The organism is Burkholderia cepacia (assembly GCF_001718835.1).
GTDB lineage: Bacteria > Pseudomonadota > Gammaproteobacteria > Burkholderiales > Burkholderiaceae > Burkholderia > Burkholderia cepacia_F.
In genome coordinates this window covers 449,540-476,071 of record NZ_CP013442.1, presented here as the reverse complement: position 1 = coordinate 476,071, position 26,532 = coordinate 449,540, and the positions used below count along the sequence as shown (strand labels likewise).

22 protein-coding genes and 1 pseudogene are annotated in these 26,532 nt (G+C 67.9%); 15 read left to right on the top strand and 8 right to left on the bottom strand.

The features are described 5' to 3' along the window. Nucleotides 1–1,424: 1,424 nt before the first annotated feature. Nucleotides 1,425–2,492: pseudogene (locus WT26_RS01850) on the bottom strand (hypothetical protein); the annotation flags it as partial. Between the two features lie 138 nt (nt 2,493–2,630). Here WT26_RS01850 and WT26_RS01845 point away from each other — a divergent pair. Next, nucleotides 2,631–3,776 (top strand): helix-turn-helix transcriptional regulator, encoded by a 1,146-nt coding sequence (locus WT26_RS01845; protein WP_059957158.1) that lies wholly within the window; start codon nt 2,631–2,633, stop codon nt 3,774–3,776. Between the two features lie 166 nt (nt 3,777–3,942). On the opposite strand, the gene WT26_RS01840 is transcribed toward WT26_RS01845, so the two are convergent. The 7 genes from WT26_RS01840 to WT26_RS01810 form a co-directional block, all read right to left on the bottom strand. Continuing rightward, nucleotides 3,943–4,803: a PhzF family phenazine biosynthesis protein gene (locus WT26_RS01840; protein WP_069269573.1), complete on the bottom strand. Its 861-nt coding sequence runs from the start codon at nt 4,801–4,803 to the stop codon at nt 3,943–3,945. Between the two features lie 87 nt (nt 4,804–4,890). Next, a complete protein-coding gene (locus WT26_RS01835) occupies nt 4,891–5,316 on the bottom strand; it encodes a GNAT family N-acetyltransferase (RefSeq protein WP_060137998.1) in 426 nt (141 codons plus the stop codon). Nucleotides 5,317–5,346: 30 nt separating this feature from the next. After that, nucleotides 5,347–6,450 carry an ABC transporter permease gene (locus tag WT26_RS01830; RefSeq protein WP_088506758.1) on the bottom strand — a complete coding sequence of 368 codons (1,104 nt, stop codon included), beginning with the start codon at nt 6,448–6,450 and terminating at the stop codon, nt 5,347–5,349. A gap of 14 nt (nt 6,451–6,464) precedes the next feature. Continuing rightward, entirely contained in the window at nt 6,465–7,517 is a 1,053-nt protein-coding gene (locus WT26_RS01825; protein WP_059957151.1) for an ABC transporter permease subunit, read from the bottom strand. After that, nucleotides 7,514–9,415, bottom strand: a complete 1,902-nt coding sequence (locus tag WT26_RS01820; protein ID WP_069269572.1) for an extracellular solute-binding protein — start codon at nt 9,413–9,415, stop codon at nt 7,514–7,516. The genes WT26_RS01825 and WT26_RS01820 overlap by 4 nt, the downstream gene beginning before the upstream one ends. Further along, on the bottom strand, nt 9,412–11,562 hold the full coding sequence (locus WT26_RS01815) for a TonB-dependent siderophore receptor (RefSeq protein ID WP_230461527.1): 2,151 nt from the start codon (nt 11,560–11,562) through the stop codon (nt 9,412–9,414). The genes WT26_RS01820 and WT26_RS01815 overlap by 4 nt, the downstream gene beginning before the upstream one ends. A gap of 92 nt (nt 11,563–11,654) precedes the next feature. Further along, nucleotides 11,655–12,281, bottom strand: coding sequence for a TetR/AcrR family transcriptional regulator (locus tag WT26_RS01810; RefSeq protein WP_059885132.1), 627 nt, complete (start codon nt 12,279–12,281; stop codon nt 11,655–11,657). A gap of 835 nt (nt 12,282–13,116) precedes the next feature. Here WT26_RS01810 and WT26_RS01805 point away from each other — a divergent pair. The 14 genes from WT26_RS01805 (at nt 13,117) to WT26_RS01740 (ending at nt 26,508) form a co-directional block, all read left to right on the top strand. Then, the gene (locus WT26_RS01805) at nt 13,117–13,830 is read left to right on the top strand and encodes an autoinducer binding domain-containing protein (protein ID WP_059715837.1); all 714 of its coding nucleotides are present in this window, start codon (nt 13,117–13,119) and stop codon (nt 13,828–13,830) included. A 350-nt stretch (nt 13,831–14,180) separates the two neighbouring features. Next, a complete protein-coding gene (locus WT26_RS01800; protein ID WP_231130428.1) occupies nt 14,181–16,046 on the top strand; it encodes a hypothetical protein in 1,866 nt (621 codons plus the stop codon). After that, nucleotides 16,043–17,608, top strand: a complete 1,566-nt coding sequence (locus WT26_RS01795; RefSeq protein WP_069269570.1) for an AMP-binding protein — start codon at nt 16,043–16,045, stop codon at nt 17,606–17,608. Before WT26_RS01800 ends, WT26_RS01795 begins: the two co-directional genes overlap by 4 nt. After that, a complete protein-coding gene (locus tag WT26_RS01790; RefSeq protein WP_059591118.1) occupies nt 17,605–17,862 on the top strand; it encodes a hypothetical protein in 258 nt (85 codons plus the stop codon). The genes WT26_RS01795 and WT26_RS01790 overlap by 4 nt, the downstream gene beginning before the upstream one ends. Nucleotides 17,863–17,872: 10 nt before the next feature. After that, nucleotides 17,873–18,460 carry a GNAT family N-acetyltransferase gene (locus WT26_RS01785; RefSeq protein WP_069269569.1) on the top strand — a complete coding sequence of 196 codons (588 nt, stop codon included), beginning with the start codon at nt 17,873–17,875 and terminating at the stop codon, nt 18,458–18,460. After that, nucleotides 18,435–19,550: a C45 family autoproteolytic acyltransferase/hydolase gene (locus tag WT26_RS01780; protein WP_069269568.1), complete on the top strand. Its 1,116-nt coding sequence runs from the start codon at nt 18,435–18,437 to the stop codon at nt 19,548–19,550. Before WT26_RS01785 ends, WT26_RS01780 begins: the two co-directional genes overlap by 26 nt. A gap of 45 nt (nt 19,551–19,595) precedes the next feature. After that, entirely contained in the window at nt 19,596–19,931 is a 336-nt protein-coding gene (gene fdxA, locus WT26_RS01775) for a ferredoxin FdxA (protein ID WP_059773455.1), read from the top strand. A gap of 49 nt (nt 19,932–19,980) precedes the next feature. After that, a complete protein-coding gene (locus WT26_RS01770) occupies nt 19,981–21,390 on the top strand; it encodes an MFS transporter (RefSeq protein ID WP_230461526.1) in 1,410 nt (469 codons plus the stop codon). Nucleotides 21,391–21,426: 36 nt separating this feature from the next. Next, nucleotides 21,427–21,726, top strand: coding sequence for an acyl carrier protein (locus WT26_RS01765; RefSeq protein ID WP_059919410.1), 300 nt, complete (start codon nt 21,427–21,429; stop codon nt 21,724–21,726). After that, a complete protein-coding gene (locus WT26_RS01760; RefSeq protein WP_069269566.1) occupies nt 21,723–22,940 on the top strand; it encodes a beta-ketoacyl synthase N-terminal-like domain-containing protein in 1,218 nt (405 codons plus the stop codon). Before WT26_RS01765 ends, WT26_RS01760 begins: the two co-directional genes overlap by 4 nt. After that, entirely contained in the window at nt 22,937–23,857 is a 921-nt protein-coding gene (locus tag WT26_RS01755; protein WP_080405977.1) for a beta-ketoacyl synthase N-terminal-like domain-containing protein, read from the top strand. Before WT26_RS01760 ends, WT26_RS01755 begins: the two co-directional genes overlap by 4 nt. Nucleotides 23,858–23,861: 4 nt before the next feature. Further along, entirely contained in the window at nt 23,862–24,830 is a 969-nt protein-coding gene (locus WT26_RS01750) for an alpha/beta fold hydrolase (protein ID WP_069269565.1), read from the top strand. Then, nucleotides 24,827–25,552, top strand: coding sequence for a TenA family transcriptional regulator (locus WT26_RS01745; protein ID WP_059946123.1), 726 nt, complete (start codon nt 24,827–24,829; stop codon nt 25,550–25,552). Before WT26_RS01750 ends, WT26_RS01745 begins: the two co-directional genes overlap by 4 nt. A gap of 26 nt (nt 25,553–25,578) precedes the next feature. After that, on the top strand, nt 25,579–26,508 hold the full coding sequence (locus WT26_RS01740) for a diiron oxygenase (RefSeq protein ID WP_045565864.1): 930 nt from the start codon (nt 25,579–25,581) through the stop codon (nt 26,506–26,508). Nucleotides 26,509–26,532 lie beyond the last annotated feature (24 nt).

Here is a 26,532-nt window from a genome sequence, read left to right as displayed (position 1 = left end):
AATGAATGATTGAAGGCTTGTTCAGAGTGAAAAGACGCTGTGCACAAGCCCATCAACCACAGCGCCTGATACGGAGAACCATGCCGCGCACTTTCCAGGGCCGGGGGCAAAGTTGATCGGTGTCGCTGTCGTTCAGTGCGAGGACCGATGGCGACGCGTTTCCGTCTTTGAAGCAGGTGAGCGTGGAAATGCAGCACATGGCATCGCAGCGGGTAATGCGATCCGTGCCGGCGAGACATAACGGTAGCGAGCCTCCCGCGCATGGCTGCCGACTGCCCAAACAGAGGATGAGCGCCAGCAACCAATAAGGCGAAGTGAAGGAATGCATCGTGTGGCTCGCGTCCTGATCGAAACGGCGAGCATGATTTCGCACCAATTCAGTAGTCGAAATATCGATATCCGGCATGCGCGGACAATGCCGGCCTGCAAGAGCCATTTCCACATCGCTGCCATTTTCATTACCTCACGCCTGATAGCCTGGAGACGCGGCGGGGAGACGTTCACGAGCGGGCCATATCCGGGCTGGCGGCACACGGTGCTGCTTGGGGTGTCCAGGGTGCGCGCTGTATGCAAGTGTCCTTAGTCGCCGCGTTATTTTTTATTTTCTTGTTTAATTACTGACTGTCCCCGGACACGAATCAGGCCCACCGTGATAGGTGAGAAATACGTATTTTTTTGTTAAATTGTTCTCAGGACATTGAACAGTTCAGTTTAATCCGGTCGACAAATTCTTTACCGCATCTCCGCAATGCGATGCTCCGCGTGCACGCACTTGCGCTACCGGCTTTGAATTGTGCAAACCGGCGACGAAAGAGGGTATGGGGGACCTGCCTATCTTTGCAGTAGGAAAATTCTCACCGCCGGTTCGCTGCTAGCGAGCAGACGAATCACGAAGTCATGAGTACCGAGCCGGCAACGGACGAAAACGCGCTACGATCAATCCCAAGAACACTGCCACAATCGAGTGGCTTTTCGTTTAGCCGACATTCGCCATTCGGTCACGGACCGAAGATTGACCGGGGCAGCCCACTATCGACTCACTGCCGCCGGTCGGCAGATTTTTATGGACGTCGGTGATGCAGTGCGTTGCGTGAAGTATGTCGCTAATGTAGTGCACGTTTCCTTCCATCGCAGCGGAGTCAAATCGATCCGTCCGCTGTCGCGCCCGAGGCTGTATCGGTTGCCTCTACCTGTGCACCGCTTACCTCGCCCAAGTTTACGGGGATGCGGTCGAGGAAGTTTCCCGTTCCATTGCTCGTAAGCGTTTTCTGTCCGGTTTGGTGCGTCGTGGGCCCGCTTCCGCTAAAGATGTCGTAACTGAGTTGCACGGTCCCGCCAGAAGTGAACCCGTTGCCGGTAACCTCTATGAATCGTCCTTCATCGGCTACCGGACGAAGCGTAATAGTCGGAAGCAGTCGTGGGACAATCGGGGCCGGTCCGTTCCATCCGCCGGCACCATTGACCCAGGCTACGTGCAGGGTCCCGTTGCCGTCAACAGCAAACACGTCCGTCTGATCCGAAAGTCCGAACTGGTTCGACGCTGCCACAGCCGCGCCGGGAGGGAAAAGGCCCGGCGGACTGATCGGAGCCGGGCCGTTCCATCCGCCGCCGCCATTGACCCAGGCAACGTGCAGGGCCCCGTTGCCATCAATGACAATCACGTCCGTCTGATCCGAAAGCCCGAACTGATTCGACGCTGCAACGACCGCACCGGGAGGGAAAAGGCCCGCTGGACTGATCGGAGCCGGTCCGTTCCATCCGCCAGCGCCATTGACCCATGCAACGTGCAAGGCCCCATTGCTGCCCACGACAAACACGTCCGTCTGATCCGAAAGCCCGAACTGGTTCGACACTGCGACGACCGCGCCGGGCGGGAAAAGGCCCGGCGGACTGATCGGAGCCGGTCCGTTCCATCCGCCGGCGCCATTGACCCAGGCAACGTGCAAGGCCCCGTTGCTGCCCACGACAAACACGTCCGTCTGATCCGAAAGCCCGAACTGGTTCGACGCTGAAACGGCGGCGCCGGGAGGGAAAAGGCCCGGCGGACTGATCGGAGCCGGGCCATTCCATCCGCCGGCGCCATTGACCCAGGCAACGTGCAAGGCCCCATTGCTGCCCACGACAAACACGTCCGTCTGATCCGAAAGCCCGAATTGGTTCGACGCTGCGATGGCGGCGCCGGGAGGGAAAAGGCCCGGCGGACTGATCGGAGCCGGGCCATTCCATCCGCCAGCGCCATTGACCCAGGCAACGTGCAAGGCCCCATTTCTGTCCACGCCAAACACGTCGGTCTGATTCGAAAGTCCGAACTGATTCGACGCTGCGACGGCGGCGCCGGAAGGGAAAAGGCCCGGCGGACTGATCGAAACTGGCCCGTTCCACCTTCCGGCACCGTTTACCCAGGCGACCTGCAGGGTGCCCTCTCTATCAACGAGAAATACGTCGGTCTGATCCGAAATGCCGAATTGATTTGAGGCAGCCAATTTGACCATTTTTTTCCCCGTCCTGTTCGATGACGTATAGGGTTTTGCGTTTCGTACTTGAAACGCCCGCGCCTATACTTTCGTTCAGATTGAGTACGTCCGGCACTCCCATTTGGGAGGGAAATCGTCCTCAGACCGGTGGCAAACATGACGCGCGTCGAAACAATCCATCAAGCGATCCGACATGTCTATGAAGCGGCGCTTGCACCCGACGGCTGGTCGCACGCGGGTATCTCTGTCACCGAGGCGACTGGGGCGCGCAAGGCAATTTTCCTGGGAGTGTCGGCGGCGACGGTACCTGGGTCGGCAATCACGACCGGCTTTGATGCCGAGTACGGGCGGCGCATGCAACGGAAATTCGAAACGCAACCACCGAACTGGGTGAAGGCGATTCCGGTCGGTATGCCGCTGCGCCAGACTTCGTTTGTCTCGGATGGGGCGTTCCGGCGATCGGGATTCTATTGCGACGCAGTGCGACCGACGGGTGGATTTTATGGAATGCTCGCGCCGCTTGTTCCCGATCGAAGCGTTTATTTTGTAGTGGGCAGAGATCTCGGGATGGCTGATTTCAGCGACGACGATGTCGAGGCCGCCCGATTGATCGTGCCGCATCTGACGACGGCGCTGCAGGTACAGAATCGTCTCGCCGCGGCGGATCTCAGGACAAAAGAGGCATACGAAGTGATTTCGCGCCTGGAGTTTGGCGTGATTCTCCTCGACGCGAGGATGCGCCCGATTTTCGCCAATGGCCGCGCCGAAGCATTGGCACACTGCGGCGACGGACTTCTGCTCAAACGCAACGAAGTGTCTGCGTCGTCGCCCGCCGACGCCCAGAGCCTGCACGACGCCATTGCAACGGCGGTCCGCTTGAACGCCGGCGGCCGGGATGCCAGCGAAGCCGTCGCGCGACCCTGGGCGCCGCTGAAATGCTATGTGTCGCGCCGTCCGCCCCATCTTCCACTGGTCATTCGTGTGGTGCCGGTCTCTGCGTCGGAAATACCGAACGGAATAAGTACGGCCACACGGGTGATTCTGTTCGTGATGGAACCGGCCAAGCCGCCGGAGATTGATCCGAGCTTCCTCGTCGCGACGTTTAACCTCACGCGACGCGAGGCGATGCTTGCGGCGCTGCTCGTACGCGGCCCGGACCTCGCCGAGGCGGCGTCGCAATTGGGCATAGGCCTGGGAACCGCGCGCGGTTATCTGAAGCAGATCCTGGCGAAGACGGACACGCACCGGCAGACCGAACTTGTATCGCTGCTTCTTCGCGCGGACATGCCAATCGTGCGTTGATGAGGCGACGCAGCGCCTCCGCCTCGTCACGGGAGGTCCGGTGCCGGCCGACTCGCCGGCTCGCTGAATGCGTCGCGTCGACCATTTGAATCCGCAACCCGAAACGGTCATTCAGGCGCCAAAAGGCGCCTGCTCCCATGCAATGCCTGCCGGCGGACTTCTGCGTCTAAACGTCGACCACACCGCGTCCGAGTTCGATCACACGACCGCCAACGCCGATCTCGCCATTCGCGCTAACCGACAGCCGCAGCAGACAAGGCCGGCCAACGGCTTCACCTTGCTCGACCTCAAAGACGGCGGGCAAATGCCGGTTGGTAGCAAGCAACCAACCGCCGAGATTCGCACAGGCTGAACCGGTACCCGGGTCCTCCGAGATGCCGCCTCCCGCCTTCGCAAAGAAATAGCGGGAGACCACCTTCCCGGGGCGGCCCGAATCAAAAGCGAACACATAAGCCGTCTTGCGACCGAGACTGCTTTTCGGCCAGATATCGAGACATGCGCTATCGGGCCGGGCGCGGCGCACGGCGTCGGTGTCCTTGACTGCGACCAGCAGTTGATCCGAACCCGTGTCGACCCACACAGGTGACGCGAGCAAATCACCCTCCGTCAGTCCCAGCAGCGCTGCGGCTTTTGCGTCAGGCAGATCGCAAGCGGCTGTTTTCGGCATGCCCGCGTGCGGCGCGGCGAATGTCCACACGTCGTCATCCGCATGGACGGCTACAACCCCGGCTTTGAATTCAAGTTCGAGATCGTTGCCCGCATCCAGCATGTCTCGCACGACGTGCGCCGTACCGAGCGTGGGATGGCCTGCAAAGGACATTTCATAGCCGGGTGAGAAGATGCGTACCCGCGCATGTGCACGGTCCGACGGCAAAACGAATGTCGTCTCGGACAGGTTGAACTGTACGGCCAGCGCCTGCATCGTCGCTTCATCGAGGCCGCGCGCATCTTCGAACACACATAGGGGATTACCGCCGAACGTAGACTCGGCAAATACATTCAGCAGGCGGAAGGCATACGTTGTCATTCGACTCTCATGTTGGTATGGCGATCGCCGTACTTCAAGGAAGCGATGACAGGCTGGTCGCGTCGGAGGGAAACATCCATACAGCAGTCAGCCCCCCAGCTTCTTCCTCAGAAAAATCCGCGAATGCCCAACGGGATAATCCGGCAATTCACCGAAGCAGACATACCCGAGCCTTTCGTAAAACGGCCGCGCCTGAAATTCGTGCGTATCGAGCCATGCGCTGTGGCACCCGCGCGCAATCGCCTCCTGTTCGGCCAGTTGCATGAGACGTGTGCCCACGCCCCGACCGCGCGCGCTTTCCGGCACGACGAGCAACTGGGTGAACAGCCAGCCATAACCCGTGGCCCCCCACATCCCGCCGACAACCTTGTCTTCCGCATCGTTCAGCACGACGACCAGCGGGCGATAGTGGCTGGGGCCGGCCTGGGCTTCGTTGAACCGAACCAGCGGCTCGACGATCTGCTTGCGAATGTGTTCGTCCGCATGGTCCGTCAGTGTGTACGTGTAGGTCATCGAGGGCAACATTCCGGATAGGGCATAGCATCATAAATCACCCGCCCCAACGCCCGCCTGCTCGCGCTTCGCGAACACCTCGCGCAACGCGTCGCCGATGAAGGTCAGCAACAGCAACGTCACCACCAGCACGCCGATCGCCGTCGCCGAAATCCACCACGCGTCCAGATGCGCCTTCCCTTCGGCGAGCAGTTCGCCGAGGCTCGGCGCGGGCGGCGGCACGCCCATCCCGAGAAAATCCAGGCTCGTGAGCGCGACGATCGCGGCGCTCATCCGGAACGGCAGATAGGTGATCACGGGCGTGAGGCTGTTCGGCAGGATGTGCCGCCGCATGATCTGCCAGTCGGACAGCCCGAGCGTGCGCGCGGCGCGCACGTAGTCGAGCGAGCGCTGTCGCAGGAACTCGCCGCGCACATAGTCGGACAGCGTGATCCAGCCGAACGCGGCGAGCAGCGCGAACAGCAGCGGCAGGCTCGGCTCGAAAATCGACGACAGGATGATCAGCAGATAGAGGTCGGGCAGCGCATTCCAGATCTCGATCAGGCGTTGCCCGACCAGATCGACGCGCCCCGCGTGATAGCCGAGCACCGCGCCCGCGAGCACGCCGACGAGCGCGCCCGACAGCGTGAGCGCGGCGGCGAACAGGATCGAGCTTCGAAAGCCGTACAGCGCGCGGGCGAACACGTCGCGGCCGAATGCGTCGGTGCCGAGCCAGTTCTCGGCGGAAGGCGGCGCCGGGAACGGCCGCGCCGCATGATAGGCGACCGTGTCGTAGCGATAGTGGTCCGGCGCATAGAGCGCGAAGTTGCCGGGCCGCGCGAACTGGTCGCGGATGAACGGGTCCAGGTAGTCGGCCTCGGTCGGCAGCGCGCCGCCGAATTGCCGGTCGGCATACGCGTGCAGCGCCGGGAAGAGCCAGCGCCCGTCGTAGCGGGCGACGAGCGGCCGGTCGTTGGCGAGGCAGCTGGCAAGGAGACTCGAGGCAAACAGGATCGCGAAGACGACCAGGCTCGCGAAGCCAACCTTGTGACGGCGAAAGCGCCGCAGGATGCCGGCGGCGCGGGCGGGCGCGTCCGCCTGCGGGAGCGCGATCGCGCCCGCAACGTCCGGGTGAGCAGGGGAAACGGCTGTCATCGAAGTGGACGGTTTCATCGCGCATCGCCGCCAAAGTGAATGCGCGGATCGATCAGCGCATACATGAGATCGCCGGCCAGCTTCGCGAGCAGGCTCACGGCGGTGAAGACGAACAGCGAGCCGAGCACGACCGGATAATCCCGGCCGACGATCGCGTCGTACGAGAGCCGCCCGACGCCGTCGAGCGAGAAGAGCGTTTCGATCAGCACGCTGCCGCCGACGAAGGCGGCCACGAACGCAGCGGGAAAACCGGTGGCGATCGGAATCAGCGCGTTGCGCAGCACGTGCCGCCACACCACGCGGCGGCGGGACGCGCCCTTCGCACGGGCGGTCAGCACGTACTGCCGCGCAAGCTCGTCGAGAAGCGCGTTGCGCGTCAGCATGACGACCACCGCAAGGTTGCTCGCGACCGATGCCGTCACCGGCAGCACGAGGTGCCACAGGCGGTCGAGCACGCGCTCGGCGAACGGCAACTGGTCGTAACCGTCCGACGCGAGGCCGCCGAGCGGAAACAGGTGCAGGAACCGGTCGCCGCTGAGGAGCATCAGCAGCAGCACGCCGAGCACGAAGCCGGGAATCGCGTAGCCCGCGAGCAGCGCGGCGCTCGTCGCGAGATCGAACGCCGAGCCGCGGCGCAGCGCCTTGGCGATGCCGAGCGGCACCGAGATCAGGTACGTGAGCGCGAGCGTCGCGCTGCCGAGCGCGATCGTGACGGGCAGCTTGCTGCAGATGAGCGCCCACACGGAACGGTGCTGGAAGAACGACTGGCCGAGGTCGAGCCGTGCGTAGCGCGACAGCATCCGCACGTAGCGCGTGAGCGGCGGCGCGTCGAAGCCGAACGCATGGCGGATCGCGGCGATCTGCGCCGGATCGACGCCTTCGTTGCCGTGATAGCCGCCATCGGCGTTGCCGCCGCCCTCGCCATGCGGCGACGCGTGTTGCAGCCGCGCCATCACCTGCTCGACGGGGCCGCCGGGCACGAACTGCATGACGACGAAGGTGACGGTCAGCACGCCGAGCAGCGTGGGGATCATCAGGAACAGCCGGCGGCCGATGTACGCGATCATCGTGCATTCTCCTCGTGCGCCGCCGGGCCGGCGGCATCGGGGCTGGCATGCCACCAGCCGATCACCCAGTCGGCCCAGCGATATTGGTGGGGCGTGCGCGCGGGCGGCGCGATGCGCCGGTTCCACGCGATCCGCGCATGCGTGATGTGCCACTCGGGCACCATCACGTGCTCGCCCAGCAGCACGCGGTCCAGCGCGCGCGCCGCCGCGGTCAGCTCGCGTTTGCCGCGTGCGTGCTGCACGGCTGCGACCAGCGCGTCCACGGCCGGCGACGCGACGCCCGCGTAGTTCTCCGACCCGGGCGTGCGCGCCGCGCGGCTGCCGAAGCGCCGTTCGAGCTCCGCGCCCGGCAGGCTGGCCGCGCGGTAGCCGACCGTGGTCATGTCGAAGTCGAAGCGCTTGAGCCGTTCGTTGACGACGGTCTGGTCCATGATGCGCAGCCGCGCGTCGATGCCCAGCAGGCGCAGGTTGCGCACGACGATCAGCAGGATGCGTTCCATGCCGGAGCCGTCGTCGAGCAATTCGAGCGTGAACGGCGCGCCGCCGGCGTCGCGCAGCACGCTGTCGCGATACTGCCAGCCGGCGTCGGCGAGCAGCGCCTCGGCGGCCGCGAGGTTGCGGCGCAGGCCGCCCGGGCCCGACGTATCGGGCGGCGACGGCAGCGGGCCGAACACGCTGGCCGGCACCGTGTCACGCAACGGTTCGAGCAGCGCGCGCTCGTCCGCGCCGGGCGCGCCGGTCGCCGCGAATTCGCTGTCGTCGAAATAGCTGCGGGTGCGCGTGTACTGGCCGTAGAACATGTTGCGGTTGATCCACGCGTAGTCGAGCGCCAGGCCGATCGCTTCGCGCACGCGCCGGTCGCGGAACTTCGCGCGACGCAGGTTGAAGACGAGGCCCTGCATGTCGCTGATGCCGTGCTCGGGGAATTCGCGCTTGAAGAGCGTGCGGTTCGCGAACGCGGGGCCGGCATAGCTGCGCGTCCATTGCCCGGCGCTGCCTTCGAACATCGCGTCGATCTCGCCGGCGCGAAACGCCTGCAACGGCGCATACGGATCGCTGTAGAGCCGGAAGCGCACCGTCGAGAAATTGAACATGCCGCGCCGCACCGGCAGGTCCGCGCCCCAGTAGCGCGGATCGCGCCGGTAGACGATGTCGCGGTTGCTCGCGTGCGACGCGATCCGGTACGGGCCGCTCGCAATCGGCGGCACCGTCGCGAGCTGATCGAAGGTCAGCGTCGCGCCGCCGGGTGCGCGCGCCCAGTTGCGCGAGAACACGTAGAGATCGCCGGCGGCGAGGGCGGCGCGGCGGCCGGGCGTGCGGAATTCGAAACGCACCGTCCGCGCGTCGACGACGATCGCCGCGCGGATCGGCGCATAGCGGCTGCTGTAGACAGGCGACGCGGCGGGGCTCGTGAGACGTTCGAACGAATCGCGCACGTCGTCGGCGGTGACGGACGTGCCGTCGGAGAAGCGCGCCGCCGGGTTCAGGTGGAAGGTGGCGGAGCGACCGTCCGGCGCGAGCGCGACGCGATCGGCGAGCAGCGGGTATTGCGTGTCGACGTCGTCGAGGCTGCGCTGCATCAGCGTTTCGAACATCAGGTTCAGCAGGTCGGGCGCCGGGTTGCCGCGGAGCAGGAACGGATTGAGCGAATCGTAGGTGGAGAACGCGTCATAGTTCGCGAGCGTGAGCGTGCCGTCGCGCGGCGGCTCGGCGTCGGCCCACGGCAAGCGCGCGAACGCCGGGCCGGGCGGCACGTCGTCGAAGGCGGACAGCACGGTTTGCCAGTGCGGTGCGGCGACGACGGGCGCACCGGCGGCCGCTCGCACGACAGGCGCGCCCGTGGCCGCGGCTGCGGCACACAGCGCCGCGACCGCCGCGGCGCGACGCAGCGCGCTCACAGATCGAACCTCGCGTTCAGCGCGACCGTGCGCGGCGCGCCGACGAAGAGGTAGCCGGACTGCAGGAAGCCCCAGTAGCGGCGATTGAACAGATTGTCGACTTCGGCGCGCAACGTGACGCCGTGACCGCCGACTGTCGTCCGGTAGTTGACGCCCGCATTGAACAGCGTGTAGCTCGGCAGCGTGTACTGGTTGAAGCTGTCGGCCATCATCGCGCCGAAATAGTGCGCCTCGGCGCTGGCCGTTACGCCGGGCAGGCCCGGAATCCGGTCGCTGACCTGCAGCACGCCCTGCCAGCGCGGAATGCCTTCGATGCGCTTGCCGACGAGATCGGCTTCGGTCTCGGTATAGGTGCCCGCGGTCCACGACGCGCCGGCCGTGACCCGCAAGCCGGCCGGCAGGTCCACGCGCGCGTTCAGCTCGAGACCCTGGATGCGTTCGGAGCCGTTCGACACGTAGACGTTCTGCGCGTTGCCGTACTCGGCGCCGCGTTCGATCCGGAACAGCGCGGCTGATGCGCCGACCTTCGCGCCGTCGAATTTCACGCCGACTTCGTACTGCTTGCTTTTCATCGGGTTGAGCACTTCGTTCGCGTTCACGTAGGTCTGGCCGACGGTGCCGCCGTCTTCGAGCGCTTCCACGTAGCTCGCGTAGAACAGCAGGTCGCTGCGCGGACGGAACATCAGCGCGAGCGTGGGCGTGATCGGCGTGTACGTGTAGGTCGCGCTCGCGGCGCCCGGCCTGGTTCGCGACGACTGGTGGTAGTTCGTGTAGCGGATGCCGGCGAGGAACGACCAGTACTTGAGGAAGCTGAGCGTGTCGCTCGCGAACACCGATTTCTGCTGCGAACTGAAGTTGTCGTACTGCAGGCCGTAGTCGTAGGTGCCGTTCCACGTATGCGTCGTGATCGGCCCATACAGGTTGTTCGAGCCGATGTCCGTATACAGCGACTTCGGCACGGTCTTCTTGCTGAGCCATTGCTCGGCGACGCCGGCCACGACCTGATGGGCGATCGGGCCGGTGGAGAACCTGCCTTCGACCGTCGCCTGCACCTGGTCGTAGATCGACGAGCCGCGCGCGCGGTTGAGGAACGTATCGAAGTCGCCCTGCGGATTGAGCAGGCCGAGCCACTGGCCCGAGTAGCTGCGTTCGTCCTTGCTGTGGCTGTAGTCGACGCTGGCCTTCCAGACCGGATCGATCTGCCAGTGCAGGCCGGTGCCGAGGAAATAGACGTTCGAGTTGAACCACGTATCGTCGTAGGCCGACAGGTTGGTGCGGCCGCTCGGCGCGCGCGGCAGGCTCGCGCCCTTGTACGCGTCGAGCGTGAGATCCTGGATGCCGCCCGCGACCTTGCGCGACTGGTAGATGCCGTCGAAGGTCCACGTGAGCGCGTTCGTGAGCCGCGCGTCGAGCGACAGCGATTCGGAATTGCGCAGCACCGACGAGCCGCTGTAGGTGCCGCCCTGCTCGTGCGTGATGTTGAAGCGGTAGCCGAGCCGGCGGTCGGGGCCGAAGCGCCCGCCGGTGTCGATGTGCTCGCTGAACACGCCGTCCGAGCTGTAGCCGGCATCGGCGCTGAACGTGAAGGTATCGGTCGGCTTCTTCGTGACGAAGTTGATGATGCCGCCCGGCGCGCCGAAGCCGTACATGAAGCCGGACGCGCCCTTGAGGAGCTGGATCGACTCGAACGACTCGACCGGCAGCTCCACCGTCGTCATGTAGAACGGCAGGCCGTTGATCTTGTAGCCGTTGTAGTCGTCGAGCGCGATGCCGCGCACGTTGATCGAATACGCGTTGAACGAATAGGTGTCGCCCAGCGACAGGACGGCCGCGTCTTCCGCAAAGACCTTGCCGAGCGCCTTGACCTGGCGGTCCTCGAGTTCCTGCTGCTTCACGACGCGCGTGGAAAACGGCGTTTCGAGGTCGGAGCGCGTGCCGAGCGCGCCGCTCGACACTTGCGGCGCATGCTGGCGCTTGCCGTTGACGGTCACGGTCGCGAGGCTGTGGACCTTGCCGTCGGCGGGCTCGTGGCCCTGCGCGGGCGGCTTCGGCGCGGCGGGCGTCGTGGTCGGGGCGTCGTCGGCCGCGTGCGCGACGGACAGGGCAAGCGTTCCCGTGCCCAGCAGCAGGGCGGAAAGCATGCGCATGCGGAATGCTCTTGTCTTCATCGATAGGAGTGCGATATTTCAGGTGGATTCCGGCAGGCCGGGAACGGGTGGCAATCAGCCGTGGAAGAAACTCATGCAGGATCGGCGCCCGGCTGGTCGAGGAACGCGCCGAGCATGTCGACGAAATGCTCGAACGCGCGATCGGGAATCGCCTGGTCGCGCACGAACAGCTCCTGGAAACACAGCCCGCGGATGAAGCACGCGATCACGTAGCGCGTGAGCTCGGGCGAGCGCGACGCGTCGATGCGGGTGCGCGGCAGGTGGTTGCTCGCATCGTCGCCGACCGGATGCGTGAGCAGCGCGGCGTTGAAGCGCTCGCGCAGGTCGCGGTCGTTGCGCAGCGCCCAGTAGAACTCCTGGGTCATCGAAAACGTCTCCTTCATCTGCGCACGCCACGCCGCCACTTCGGCGCGCACGCTGGCCGCCGGCTGGAGGCGCGCCTCCAGCGTCGCGAGCTTGCCTTCGAGCCACGCCATGTACGACGCGACCAGCAACTCGTTCTTGTGCGGAAAGTGGTGCAGCAGCGCGCCGCGCGACAGGCCGGCGCGCTTGCAGATCTCGGTGATGGACGTCTGCGCGATGCCGATTTCCATCAGGCAATCGAGCGTGGCGCTGATCAGCGCGAAGCGGGCGGACGCGCTGCGCTCGTGCTGCGAGCGTCGCACGCGCGGCGGGGTGGTGGATACGGCATTCGTCATGGTCTGGCGTGCGGCGCGCCCCGTCGGGTTGCGTTGAACAGGGAAAGGGCAAGGAAACAGTACGAGCGGTATGTTATTGAGCGGCGCCGGGGGTGTCCAAGAACATCCTGTCACATGCTTATCTGCGTGACGGACGGCGCTGTACGGTTTTCGTCGAGGCCCGGGCGGGCGCGGTGCGTGACAGGCGCGGATTGAATCCGAATACGGAGCGATTATCGTCCGGGGCTGATCGGATGATTTACGCCGATATTATGGTCGAAGCACTAATTGGGCTCGCTTCTCTGGATAACCCTGTTTTAAACGGGTTATCGGTATCCGCGTCTTGACAAAATTCCGGTAATCCGCACTTGCTCGCATTTTTTTGATTATCGAAATGATTTCGAGGATTATTCGTGGAGAACTGCGAGAATGCACGCTTCCAGGCCGCGCTTTGGCCTATTGCATGCTCGCGGAGCATGCGAATTCTGCAAAAATGTAATTTGAGTCTAATTCGGTATTCAATTCCAATACGAAATCCATTTTTTTGATGGCGGAAATCAAAACAGTTCTCGTCGTTCTTTTAAAATAATTCGTAAAACGTGACGGAACATCGCCGGATCGCCGATCACGGGATGGCAGCTGGTCCGATTCCGCCGCATCGAAGCGAAATTTCATCGTCGTTGCAAATCGAGCAGTCCCACCATCGAACCAAAGTCCCCGGTGTGCCTTTCTCGATGGTGGCCGGACGGCGACCCCGTCCGGGACCGCGTGCGTCGGCCGGGCCGCAGTGCCCGTGCGACGCGCCGGCTCCGCGCATGACGCGCCGGCACGACCGGAGACGCGATCAGGAGCCAAGATGACAAACTGGGTTGAAGCACTGTTGGCCGGACTGGAGCAGGCCGGTTCCGAACGGGAGGTCTACGGCTGGATCGAGCACGCGGCGCGCAGTCTCGGCTACGAGTACTGCGCGTACGGCCTGCGCATGCCGTGGCCGGTGTCGCGGCCGAGGATCCATATGCTCGACAACTATCCGGAGGCGTGGCAGAAGCGCTATCGGGAGGCGTGCTACGTCGACATCGATCCGACCGTGAAGCATGCGCGCCGCTCCCAGGCGCCGATCGTCTGGAGCGACGCATGCTTCGCCGCCACGCCGCAGCTTTGGCGCGAGGCGCAGGCGCACGGGTTGCGGCACGGCTGGACGCAATCGGCATTCGACAGTTGCGGCGTATCCGGCATGCTGACGCTCGCGCGTTCCAGCGGGCCGATCACGCCGGCGGAACTCGAGCAGAACGAGTTCAAGATGCGTTGGCTCGTCAGCACCGCGCATCTTGCGATGACCGGCAAGCTGCTGCCGAAGCTCGCGCCCGACACCGAGCGCTGCCTCACCGATCGCGAGGTCGAAGTCCTCAAATGGGCGGCCGACGGCAAGACGTCGGGAGAGATCTCGACGATCCTGGTGATCTCCGTCGATACCGTCAACTTCCACGTCAAGAACGCGGTGGCGAAGCTCAAGGCCGCGAACAAGACCTCCGCCGTGGTGCGCGCGGCGATGCTCGGGCTGCTGAGCTGATTCTTCGCGCGCGCCTTTTCCGCTGACCGTGCCGAAGCGGCACCTTCCCCGACGCCGTGCACGCGCCGCCGCATCGCATGCGCGCTGTACGAGCGTCGCATGCGATGCGCAGACAGTTGTAGCTCCTAACTTTGGTAGTTGTCGCGCCGCACGTCGCGCGCTGAAATCTCACTCCAGCGAATGGTCCGGTGCGGTTGCCGCCATGTCCGAACGAATCGGTCGTTCGCCTCGCTTCACCCCGTCGAAACGACGTACCCCGGCAGGCGTGCTCTCCGGCAGGTCCGACGAGCGCGTCATTTGATCGAGTTTCCTTGCCTGAAGAGAGGTTGACGATGGACCCCAGAGCACACATGCCGACGCAGGACCGCGAATCGCACAGCCTGTACGGGTTCGACATGACCGCGTACCTGCGCGGCGGCACGCATGCGGGCCGCCCGGCCGGCGAGGTAGCGCGGCACGCGGTCACGCACGGCGGCATCTATCCGCTCGAGCAGGCGCGCCTGGCGCTCGGCGCCTACGAACGCGCCGCGCTCGACGTGCTGCAGCGCCATCGTGAACTGCTCATCGACGCGGATGCGCCGGCCGATACGCCAGAGGACACCGGCGGCGCCGCGACGCTCGCGCTCTACGTGAACTCGCTCGGGCGCCTGCACATCCGGCCGGCAGCGGCGCCGAAGGTCGCCTACGACGCACACGACAGCTGGGTCGATCTCGGCACCGTGACCGTCGGCGCCGGCGTGCTCGCCGAGATCGACGCGGGCGTCGCCGCGTGGCGCGCGATCGAGCGCCGCAGCTTCGCCGAGGTGCGCGTCGCGATGGATCGCGTGCATGCGGAAGGCCAGCTGCCGCGCGTGCTGGAGGAAGTCATCGATCACGTCGAGCACGTCGAATCGGTGTGCTTCTACGTCGGCGACCGCTTCTTCGCGCTGATCGACCGCTACACGAACCTGATCGACAGCAAGGGCGGCAAAGGCCATCTGCCCGGGCTGCGCGACCAGCCGTACCCGGCCTGGAGCGACGACGACGTGCTGATCGTCGCGGCGCTGCACGCGCTGTTCCTGTCGGGCCGCTCGGTGCGCTTCGAGGAATTCAACGGCGCGCTGCTGAGCGCGCAGGACCTCGTCGGCCGGCTCGACCGGCTCGCGGCCGCCTATACGGACGCCGGGTGCGAGGTCGCGGTGCCGCAAGGGCTCGACCTGTTCGAGCGCGCGCGGAAGATCCGCGAGCAGACGCTGTGCGCGATCGGCAAGCCGTGGCTGCGCTACCGGTGGATCTACGGGCTCAACTTCCAGAAGACGGAACGGATCCTGCATTCGAGTGCGTCGACCGAGGCGCACGACCAGTGGTATCGCGAATTCGGCGACGACTTCCGCCAGTTCGTGTCGCCGCGCGGCGAATTCTCGCCGCCCGAATACGTCGCGATGGCGCTGCTCGCGAACGCCGCGATCGCGCGCGACGTCGCGGGCGTGCGCTGCGACGCGGGCAGCACGGCCGTCACGAGCTGGATCGAATACCTGATCGAGAAGACCGTCGCATCGGCGGTGCTCGCGACCGGCTCGGACTACGGGATGTCGAGCTCGCTGCGCGACATCGGCCAGCTCGTCGCGTACGACGAGACGACGCTGCTCGACACGATCCACGCGCTCACGCCGGCGAGCTTCTTCACCGCCTACGTGTCGCACCGGACGATCGCGCGCTTCGGCGAGCCGGAGAGCACGATGATCGCGACCTCGGTGCAAAAGCGCATGCAGTTCAACCGCTGGCACTTCATCCCGGGCAACTTTGAGCGGCCGCTGATCCGCGCGTCGCGCCACTGGTACTACCCGCCGCTCGTGCCCGACATCTCGTCGCATTCGGACATGCACCGCGCCGCGCACAACCGCGCGCGCGTCAAGTACTCGATCCGCGTGCCGGGCCCGGACATGTCGCGCCCGCCGCTGAACATCGCGGGCCGGCGCTATCGCGGCTTCTACGACGTGCGCGTCGTGCGCGCGGAAGGCGACGAATACTCGACCGAGGACATGCTGCGCGTGCGCCGCCGCACGCTGTGGCTCGAAGCGCTGTACACCGCGCTGGTCAACTACCTGATGACGCCGGATGCGCACCGGCTCACCGTCAACGGATTCGACGCGGGCACCTATCTCGACCTCGCGGGCGACGTGCTGCCGAACGCGGCCGATGCACTGCGCGCGACGGCCGCGGAGGGCGCACTGTGACGTCGTCCACGGCAAGCGTCGTCAATACCGTCGCCGCGAACGGCGGCAAGCGCGCGACGCATCGCGTCACGTTCTTCCAGCAGGGCGGGCGCATCGTGCTCACGCACGCGCAGCTCGACGCGCAGGCGGCGCGGCTCGCGCACGCGTTGCGCGCGGGGGGCCTCGCGCCCGGTGCGCGCATCGGAGTCGTCGCGCGCAACGGGCTCGCGTGGGTGCTGCTCGATCTCGCCGCGCTGAAGGCGGGGATCGTGACGGCCGGCTTCGAGTTCGGCAAGTTCCGGCCCGACCAGGCGTTCGTCGACCGGTACGCGCTCGACGCCGTCTATGCGGACGGCGCCACGTCGTTCGATCCGGCGCGCGACCTGCGCGCGCTCGTCGATGCGCACGTGCGCGCCTGCCGCGATGGACGTAACGGGCGCGACGTCGATCCGGTCGCGCCGCCGTTCGAATCCGCCGCGTATGCGCGCGACGACGTCACGACGATCAAGTTCACGTCCGGCAGCTCCGGCGAGCCGAAGGGGCTCGCGGCGCGCGCGGGCAGCATCGACGCGTCGCTCGCGGCGGTCCAGCAGCTCTACGCGCACGGCGACGGCGACGACGTGCTGGTGTTCCTGCCGCTGTCGCTGCTGCAGCAGCGCTACTGGATCTATTCGGCGCTGACCTACGGGCACGACGCGACCGTCGCGCCGTTCGAGTTCGCGCTCGAGGCGATCCGCGAGCAGCCGCCGACGGTCGTGATGGGCGTGCCGGGCTTCTACGACGGCATCAAGAAGCGCATCGAGCGCGCCACGCCGCCGGACGACACCGGCCTCGACGCGCGCAGGCGGCGGATCGACGCGCTGCTCGGCCCGCGCATCCGCTACCTGTGGACGGGCTCCGCGCCGGCGAACCCGCAGACGCTGCGCTTCTTCGACGAAGCGGGCGTGCCGATCTTCGAAGGCTACGGGATGAACGAGACCTGCATCGTGACCAAGAACCATCCGGGCGCGGCGCGCACGGGCAGCGTCGGCCGGCTGATCCCGGGCAAGCGCGCGCGGATCGACGACGACGGCGTGCTGATCGTCGGCGCGGACGAGCCGGTCAACACGCAATACCTGTACAGCGAGCCCGGCGCGAGCGAGCGGATCTTCCTGCCGACGGGCGAGGTGCGCACCGGCGATCTCGCGCGCTTCGACGACGACGGCTACCTGTACATCCTCGGCCGCGCGGACGACCTGATCGTGCTCGCGAACGGCAAGAACGTGCATACGCGCAAGCTGGAGGAGCAGGTCAAGGCGCACGTCGGCGTCGAGGAATGCGTGCTGTACGGCGCGGGCCGGCCGTTCCTCGTCGCGGTGATCTCGCCGCAGGACGCGCGCGCCGACCATGCGGCGATCCATGCGCATCTCGCGGAACTCAACGCGACGCTCGCGCCGCACGAGCGGATCGTGAAGGCGTTCATCGCGCCGCGGCCGTTCGGCGGCGAGACGCGCTTCGTCACGTCGCAGTTCAAGCCGAAGCGCAACGCAATCTTCAGCGCGTTCAACAACGAAATCGAGCGACTTTATGGAGGGCAAGCGTGACCGACATCGAATCCATCGTGCGGCGCCACCTGTGCGAAGTAGCGGGGCGGCCCGCGTCCGACGCGGCGACGCTGCCGCTCGACGACGACCTGACGTTCGACTTCGGCCTCGCGTCGCTCGAACTGATCGTGCTGCTGAGCGGCGTGTGCGACACCGCGCGCGTGCCGCTCACCGAATTCGGCGAGGACGATCTCGCAAAGCTGCGCACCGGCCGCGACATCGTCAACCTGCTGGCCGCCAAAGTACACGCATAAAGGACCACTGATGAGCTGGAACATTCCGAACCTCCTGAACGCGACGCTCGAGAACGACGTCGTGAAGCTGCGCCGCATCGGCATCGACGACAAGGCCGGCTTCGCGCAGATCGCCTACGACCCGGACAGTTGGACCTACATGGTGTCGGTCGTGCACGACGAGCCGAGCCTCGTCGCGTTTCTCGAGCGCGCGATCGCCGATTCGCTCGCGGGCACGCGGATCGTGTTCGCGATCATCGACAAGGCGAGCGGCCGCTTCGCGGGCACGGCCGCGTTCGGCAACCTCGCGCCGGCCGACTGCCGCATCGAGATCGGCTGGTCGTGGCTCGGCGCGCCGTATCGCGGCACCCGCGTGAACCGCGCGACGAAAGGGCTGCTGCTCGACTACGCGTTCGGCGAGCTGGGCTGCGAGCGCGTCGAGTTCAAGACCGACGTGCTGAACGCGCGGGCGCGCGCGGGGCTGAAGGCGATCGGCGCGACCGAGGAAGGCGTGATGCGCAGCTTCAACGTCATGCCGGGCGGCCGCCGTCGCGACGCGATCTACTACAGCATCCTCAAGGCGGAGTGGCCCGATGTCCGTGCAACCCGCTTTCGTTGAGCCGGCGGCGCGCGCGCCGCACGACGCGCCGTTCGCGATCGACGCCGACGTCGACCCGGCGCGCCGCGTGCGGCTCGCGGGCAGCCGCCGCGAGATCGGCCGCCGGCACGGCGCGGCGCTGCGCGACGCGATCGGCCGGTTCCTGACCGATCGCATCGCGCGGCTCGCGCCGCTCGTCACCCACGCGCGGCTGCGCGAGTTCGCGCCGCTCGTCGCGAGCCATGCGCGCGTGATCGAGCGCGCGCTGCCCGATCTCGCGGAAGAGGTGCACGGGCTCGCGGAAGGCGCGGGCATTATGCTCGAGGATGCGTACCTGCTGCAGCTGCGCCGCGAGTTGACGGGCTTCCAGCGGATGCCCGCGCGCGGCGACTGCACGACCTTCGCGCGGCATGCGAACGGGCAGGCGGTGGTCGCGCAGACCATCGACCTGAACGGCGACATGGCGGGCGAGCTGAGCGTGCTGGAGATCGCGCCCGACGCGGGCGCGCACGTCGCGCTCGTCAGCTTCACCGGGCTGCTCGGCTATCTGGGGATCAACGGCCACGGCGTCGCGATCGGCCTGAACCTCGTGCTCGGCGGCGCATGGCGGCCCGGCATTCCCGGCTACCTGGCGATCCGCCATCTGCTCGACACCTGCGCGAGCGTCGACGAATGCGTGGACACGCTGCGCCGGCTGCCGCGCGCCAGCTCGCGCGCGCTGACGATCGCCGACGCGCGGCGCGTCGTGACGGTCGAGACCCTGCCTGACGACCTCGTCGTGATCGAAGGCGCCGAGCATGCGCACGCGAATCACTTCCTGCATCCAGCCTTCGCGGCCGGCGACGCGCTGAACCCGTTCGCGCGCACGTCGTCGCTGCGCCGGCTGGACGCCTGCCGCGCGGGGCTCGCGCGCCTGCCGGACGACGCGGATGCGGCGGCCTGTCTCGCGCTGCTCGGCGAGCCGCCGATCGAGGTCGCGCCGACGGGCGACGTGCGGCGCGAGTGCACGGTCGCGTCCGTCGCGATGTTTCCCGCGCGGCGTGCGCTGCACGTGCGCGGCCGGCCGGGTGTGCCGCCCACGCCGCCCACGCCGCCCACGTCACGACACTGAGGTTGTGAACCCGCTACTGAATCCCGTCCCCACCGGAGAACCGCGATGGCCTACGTCGTCACCGAGAACTGCATCAACTGCAAGCACACCGATTGCGTCGAGGTGTGCCCCGTCGACTGTTTCCACGAGGGCGAGAATTTTCTCGTCATCGATCCGGACGAATGCATCGACTGCGGCGTCTGCGAACCGGAATGCCCGGTCGGCGCGATCCGCCAGGATGTCGCGCTCGATGCGGACCAGGTGCATTACGCGGGCCTGAACCGCGAGCTCGCGCAAAGCTGGCCGACCCTCACGATCCGCAAGCCGGCGCTGCCCGACGCGGCGCAGTGGAAGGATGTCGAGGGCAAGTTTCAGCAACTCAAGCGCGATGTGATCGCGTAAGCAACCAGGATTTTTTATGTCGAATGCGGGTATCAACGGGGCCGGCGTCTTGCCGGCAACACCTGACCGCGCGGCGCCGCACCGCCGGATGCTGCCGCTGCTGCTGATCGGGCAGGGGATGGCCGCGATGGACACGTCGATCGTGAACGTCGCAGCACCCGCGCTGCGCGCGGACCTGGGCATCTCGGGCGCGCTGCTGCAGCTCGTCGTTGCGGGCTACATCCTCGCGTATGCGGTGTTCCTGATCACGGGCGCGCGGCTCGGCGACGATTACGGCTATCGCCGGCTGTTCGTGACCGGGCTCGCGATCTTTACGGTGTCGTCGCTCGCATGCGGCATCGCGCCGGGCACGTGGCTGCTGATCGTCGGGCGCATCGCGCAGGGCGTCGGCGCCGCGATGCTGGTGCCGCAGGTGATGTCGTTGATCCAGCGCAGCTTCGAGGGGCCCGCGCGGGCCCGCGCGATCGGCTACTACTCGATGATCCTCGGCCTCGGCTCGACCGCCGGCCAGGCGCTCGGCGGCGTGATCATCACCGCCGATTTCGCGGGGCTGTCGTGGCGGCCCGCGTTCCTGATCAACGTGCCGATCGGCATCGTGCTGCTCGCGGGCGCGCGCTCGGTGCTGCCGGCGCTCGCCGGGCCCGAGCGGCGCAAGCTCGACCTGGTCGGCGTCGCGCTGCTGACGGGCGCGATGCTGCTGATCGTCGTGCCGCTCACGTTCGGCCACGACGTCGGCTGGCCCGCGTGGGTATGGGCGTCGCTCGCGGCGGGCGTCGTCGGCGTCGCGACTTTCCTGCGTTTCGAGCGTGCGCTCGCGCAGCGCGGCGGCAGCCCGCTGCTCAGCCTCGACGCGGTGCTCGCCACCGGCATCCGGCCCGGGCTCGCGGTCGTGTCGATCGGCTTCATCGGCTACGGCGGCTGGCTGTTCGCGTGCGCGCTGTACCTGCAGACCGGCCTCGGCTTCTCGCCGATGATCTCGGGCTTCGTGTTCGCCGCGTACGCATTCGGCTTCGGCATCTCGAACGTGAGCTGGTCGAAGCTGCCCGCGCGCCTGCTGCGCTTCACGCCGGCGGTCGCGTTGATCGCGATGGCGGCCGCGAACCTCGCGTTCGGCATGACCGCGCGCCACGCCGGCTGGGTCGCCGCGGTGATGGTGCCGCTGCTGTTCTGCGCGGGCGCGAGCCACGGCCTCACGTTCGGCACCACCGTCAACCAGATGACGCAGCGCACTGCACCGCAGCACGCGCCCGCGCTGAGCGGGCTCGTCACGACGTCGGTGCAGCTGTCGATCGTGATCGGGGTTGCCGCGCTCGGCGCGATCTACCTCGCGGTCGCGACGCCCGGCGCGCCCGTGGCGTCCGCGCGCGCGATCGCCGACGTGACGTTCGCGATCGGCGCGCTCGCACTCGTCGCGATCGCGTGCTCGCTGCGGCTCGCAACCGTGCGCGCGCCGGCCTGATTTCTCCGAACGCTGACGAACCACAAGGACCGATTCGTGAACGACCAACCGTTGATCCTCGAACCCGACGTCGCACCAGAACAGTTGCGCGCGCAACTGATAGACGAACTGCGCGCGACGGTCGCGGCGACGCTGCACGTCGCGCCGGACGTACTCGATGCCGACCTGCCGCTCGCCGACGCGGGCCTTACGTCGGTCGAGCTGATCGACCTGATCGTAAGCTGCCAGGCGCGCCATGCGATCGAGTTCCCGCCCGAGCTGCTGGTCGGGCTGACGCTCGGCTCGCTCGCGGACGGCATCCTGGCCGCCCGCGACGCGGGAAAGGGCGCGCGATGAGCACGCCGATCGCCATCACCGGCTTCGGCGTGCTGTCGCCGGCCGGCGCGACGCCGGACGCGCTGTGGCGCGCGCTGGAGACGCGCGCGGTGCTGAACGGGCCGTGGCCGAAGCGGCCGCTGGCCGGCTATCCGGCGGACAACGTGATCGCGGTGCCCGAGGCGGTCTGGCGCACGCTCGAGCCAGGCGCGACCGGCGTCGAGAACCGCGCGGCCGCGCTCGCGCGCTACGCAATCCGGCAGGCGTTGGCCGACGCGCAGCTCGCCGACGCTGACGGCCTGCGGATCGGCTGCATGCTCGGCACGACGACGGCCGGCGTCGAGGTCGCGGAGAACGTGCTCGTCGACGCGCCCGGCAGCGGCGCGGCCGGCGCGGCGGATCTCGACGCGAGTGCGCTGCTGCCGGGCCGCGACGGCCGCTGGCGCGGCCCGCTCGCGGTGCTGTCGACCGCCTGCTCGTCGGGGCTGCTCGCGCCGGCGCTCGCGATCGACGCGCTCGTGGCCGGCGAAGCCGACGTGATGATCGCGGGCGGCATCGACGTGCTGCTCGAATACACGATCTGCGGCTTCAACGGGCTGCGCGTCGCGACGCGTGACCGGTGCCGGCCGTTCAGCGGGGACCGGCAGGGCGTGGTGCTGTCCGAGGGCGTCGCCTGCGTGTGCGTCGAACCGCTCGACGCGGCGCTCGCGCGCGGCGCGCCGATCCGGGCCGTCGTGACCGGCCATGCGGCGGGCTGCGACGCGGCGCACGCGACCGCGCCGGACGTCGACGGCGTCGCGCGCACGATCGCCGCCGCGCTCGCCGGGAGCGGCGTGCGCGCGGACGCGCTCGGCGGCGTGTTCGCGCACGGCACCGGCACGCCGACCAACGACGGCGCGGAAATCGCCGCGCTGCGCCGCGCGTTTGCCGACACCTACGGCCGTGACGCGCTGCCGCCCGTCACGTCGATCAAGTCGACGCTCGGCCACCCGCAGGCGGCGGCCGGCACGTTCTCGCTCGTTGCCGCGACGCTTGCGCTCGCGCGGCGGCGCCTGCCGCCGACCGCGAACCTCGACGTGCGCGACGACGCGCTCGGCGACGTGCGCATCGCCGACGGCGACGGCCTGCCGCTGGCGGGCGACAGCGTGCTCGTCAACGCGTTCGGCTTCGGCGGCAACAACTGCGTGATGGTCGTCGCCGACGCCGCGCGCGCCCATCAGGAGGCCCGCGCATGACTGCCTTGATGCCTCGCGCGCCCCGCCGCGCGTTCCGGATCGCGGCGGCGGCCGCGATCGTGCCCGCCGCCGACGGCGTGCTGACCGACGCGCATCTGCATGCCGAGCGCCGCTCGCGCAAGGTCGGCCCGCTGCCGCTGAAGGCGCGGATGACGCTTGCCGCCGCCGAGCGGCTGCGCGCCGCGCTCGGCGACGCCGACCGCGCGACGCCCGCCGGCCGGATCGGCGTGAGCTTCGGCACGCTGTTCGGTGCGATCGACGTCGCCGAGCAATGCGTCGGCACCGTGCGCGCGGAAGGCTTCGAGCAGGTGACGCCGTCGTGGTACGCGGCGGGCCTGCCGAACGCGACCGCCGCGATCGTCGCGTCGCTGTTCGACTGGAGCGGCCCGAACCTGACCTTCCTCGGCTACCAGGCCGGCCTCGACGCGATCGTCGGCGCGTGCCGGCAGCTCGCCGCCGGCCACGCGGACGCGGTGTGCGCGGGCGGCTTCGACCTGCCGAGCGCCCGCTATGTCGCGCACGCCGACGCGCCGCTGCGCGACGCGCAGGCGCTCCATCCGGGTGCGGGCGTCGTATGGCTCGCGGCCGGTGAAGCGCGCGCGGGCGATCTCGGCCGGATCGTCGGCTGGTCGCAGCAGGCGTTCGACGCCGACGCGTTCGACGCGGCGCACGCGCGCGGCTTCCCGGCGCTCGTCGCGGCCGCGCTGCCCGGCGCGCCGGCCGATACGGCGCCGGTGGTGCACGTCGTGCGCCCGGGCGCGCCCGGCACGATCGACCGGCTCGCGGCAAGCGCGCCGGTCGCGCTCGCCGAAGGTCTCGCCGGCGCATGGCGGCCGGGGCTGCACGCGCTCGTCGTGAAAGGGCTCGGCGTGCTCGCCACGTGCGTGATCGTCGACAACCAACCGGGCAGGGAGTGACGCGATGGCCGACCTCATCGACCTGCGCGCGCGCACGGCGCTGCCGTACCTCGATGCGCGGCTGCGCGCGTTCGACGCGCTGCGCCCGCTCGACGCGCTGACGCCGCGCACCGTGACCGCGAGCGACGGCGTACCGCTCGCCGCGTTCGACGCGGGCGCCCCCGATGCGCCGACGGTGCTCGTCGTCAATGCGCTCGGCGTATCCGCCGCGTTCGTCGCGCCGCTCGTCGCGCGGCTCGCCGATCGCTGCCGCGTGATCACGTGGGAGTCACGCGGGTTGCCCGATGCGCGCGGCGATGCGTCTGACCTGTCGCTCGCGCGCCATGCGCGGGACGCGGCCGACGTGCTCGCCGCGCTCGCCGGCGCGAGCGTGCACGTCGCGGCGCTCGTCGCGTACTGCTCGGGCGCGAACGTCGCCGCGTACGCGCTCGACGAGCGCGTGCTGGCCGCGGACCGTCTCGCGATCGTGAGCCCGTCGCTCGAAATCGCGGGCGTCGCGGACAAGACGCTCTACCAGAAGACGGTGCTGCCGCTGTGGGCACGCATAGCGGAAGCCGGCGCGAAGCACGCGGCGCTCGTGCGCGTGCTGCTGAGCCAGGCGCGGCGCGTCGACGACGGCTCGCTCGACTACCAGCTTTCGACGCTGAACGCGCTGCCGTTCGGCGACGACGATTCGATCTGCCGCTATGCGCGGATGCAGGCCGCGTGCCTGCGCGAGGACTGGGCGGCGCGGCTCGGCCGCCTCGCGCTGCCCGCGCGGGTGCTGCACGGCGCGCGCGACGACGTGATTCATGCCGCGACGTCGCGCGGCGTCGCGCAGGCGCTGCCCGTCGCGACGCTCGAGACGATCGATGACGCCGGCCACTTCGGCGTGTACACGAGCCGGGCCCTGCAGGACAGGATTGCGGCGTTCCTGGACGACGCCGGCCAGCCCGCGGGCGAACGACTTTCTGACAAGGAGTGCGAACGATGAAGATGCATCTCACCGTGCTGGAAGAAGCGAAGGCCGATCTCGTCGGCCGGATTCGCGATCATTCGTTTCTCGCGCGCTGCCGCTCGGGCGACGTGCCGCTCGACGAGCTGAAGCTGTTCCTCGTCCAGCAGGGCCTCTACGGCAGCTACTTCACGCGCTATCTGTGCGCGCTGATGGCGAACCTGCCTGACAACGCGGACGTGCTGAAGCTCGCGGGCAACCTGTGCGAGGAACTGGGCCTCACCGACGACAGCGAGACGCCGCACAGCCTCGTCTACCGCGCGATGCTCGAGCACTTCGGGCTGACGACCGACGGCGCGCAGCCGCTGATCGGCACGCGCCGGCTGATCGACGCGATGTTCGACCATTGCCGCCACCCGGACGCGTCGCGCGGCCTCGCCGCGCTGTGTCTCGGCGCGGAGGCGCTGGTGCCGGCCGTCTACGCGGACATCATCAAGGGCTTCGAGCGGCACGGCGTCGCCGCGCCGGCGCTCACGTTCTTCCACCTCCACGTCGAATGCGACGACGGCCATGCGCAGACGATGCGCGACATCATGGTCGACATCGCGCAGCGCGACCCCGGGCGGATTCCGGCGATGCTGAGCGCGGGCTACGCGCTCGTCGACGCGCGCCTGGCGTTCTTCGATTCGATCGAGACGGGCTTCGCGCGGCGCGGCGACGCGCAAGGCCGCCGCGCATACGACCCGCTCGTGCTCGCGTGATGGCTGCCTTTCACGGAGACCGACACATGTACACGACGCTCAATCACGATGCGAGCTTCACGCAGAAGGTCGTCGAACGCCTCGCGGCGAGCTGGAACCACCGCGTGGCCGTGCGCCAGGAACGGCTCGACCTGACGCAGTACTGCGACGACGCGATTCCGGAATTCCCGGTGTCGATGGTGCCGTTCTGGGACGACGAGGATTTCGCGGGCCTGGCCGACGCGCGGAAGCGGCGCTTTCTCGGCGCCGCGTGGGTCGCGTACAACGAGAAGGCGATGTATCTCGAGGACGAGATCGTCCAGCCGCTGTGCAGCCTGCTGCTGAAGGGCCGGCTGCCTGGCGCCGGCGACCCGCGGCTCAAGCAGGTGCTCGCGCAGATCCAGGTCGACGAGCAGTTCCACATCCTGATGTGTGTCGACGTCTGCCACTGCGCACGCGAGCGCCATGCGCTCGACGGCTACGTGCTGCCCGAGCCGCTGGTCGGCGCCGGGCAGCGCGCGCGGCTCGCGCAGGTGGGCGACGACGCGCGCCGCGCGGCGATCGTGCGGCTCGCGTATGCGTCGATCGCCGAGATGTCGATCAACGCGTACCTGACGCAGGTGTCGAGCGACATGACGATCCAGCCGCTGAACCGCATCAACACCGACATGCACCGCCGCGACGAGGCTGCGCACAGCACCGCGTTCCACGAGATCGTCGCGTCGGTGTACCGCGCGCTCGACCCCGCCGGGCAGCAGGCGTTCCGCGACGAGATCGCCGCCGCGCTCGACGTGTACACGACGCCCGATGCGAGCGCGTGGGCGTCGATCCTCGCGTTCCTCGACGTGCCGGGCCGCGAGCGGATGCTCGCGCGGCTCGACGCGCGCACGCGTGGCGTGAAGCTGAACCGCGACTACGCGACGCTGCGCAGCCTGTTCGACGAGCTCGGCATTGCCGCGCCGCCGGCGTTCGCGTGATGCGCGCCGCTGACCACTCCGCCC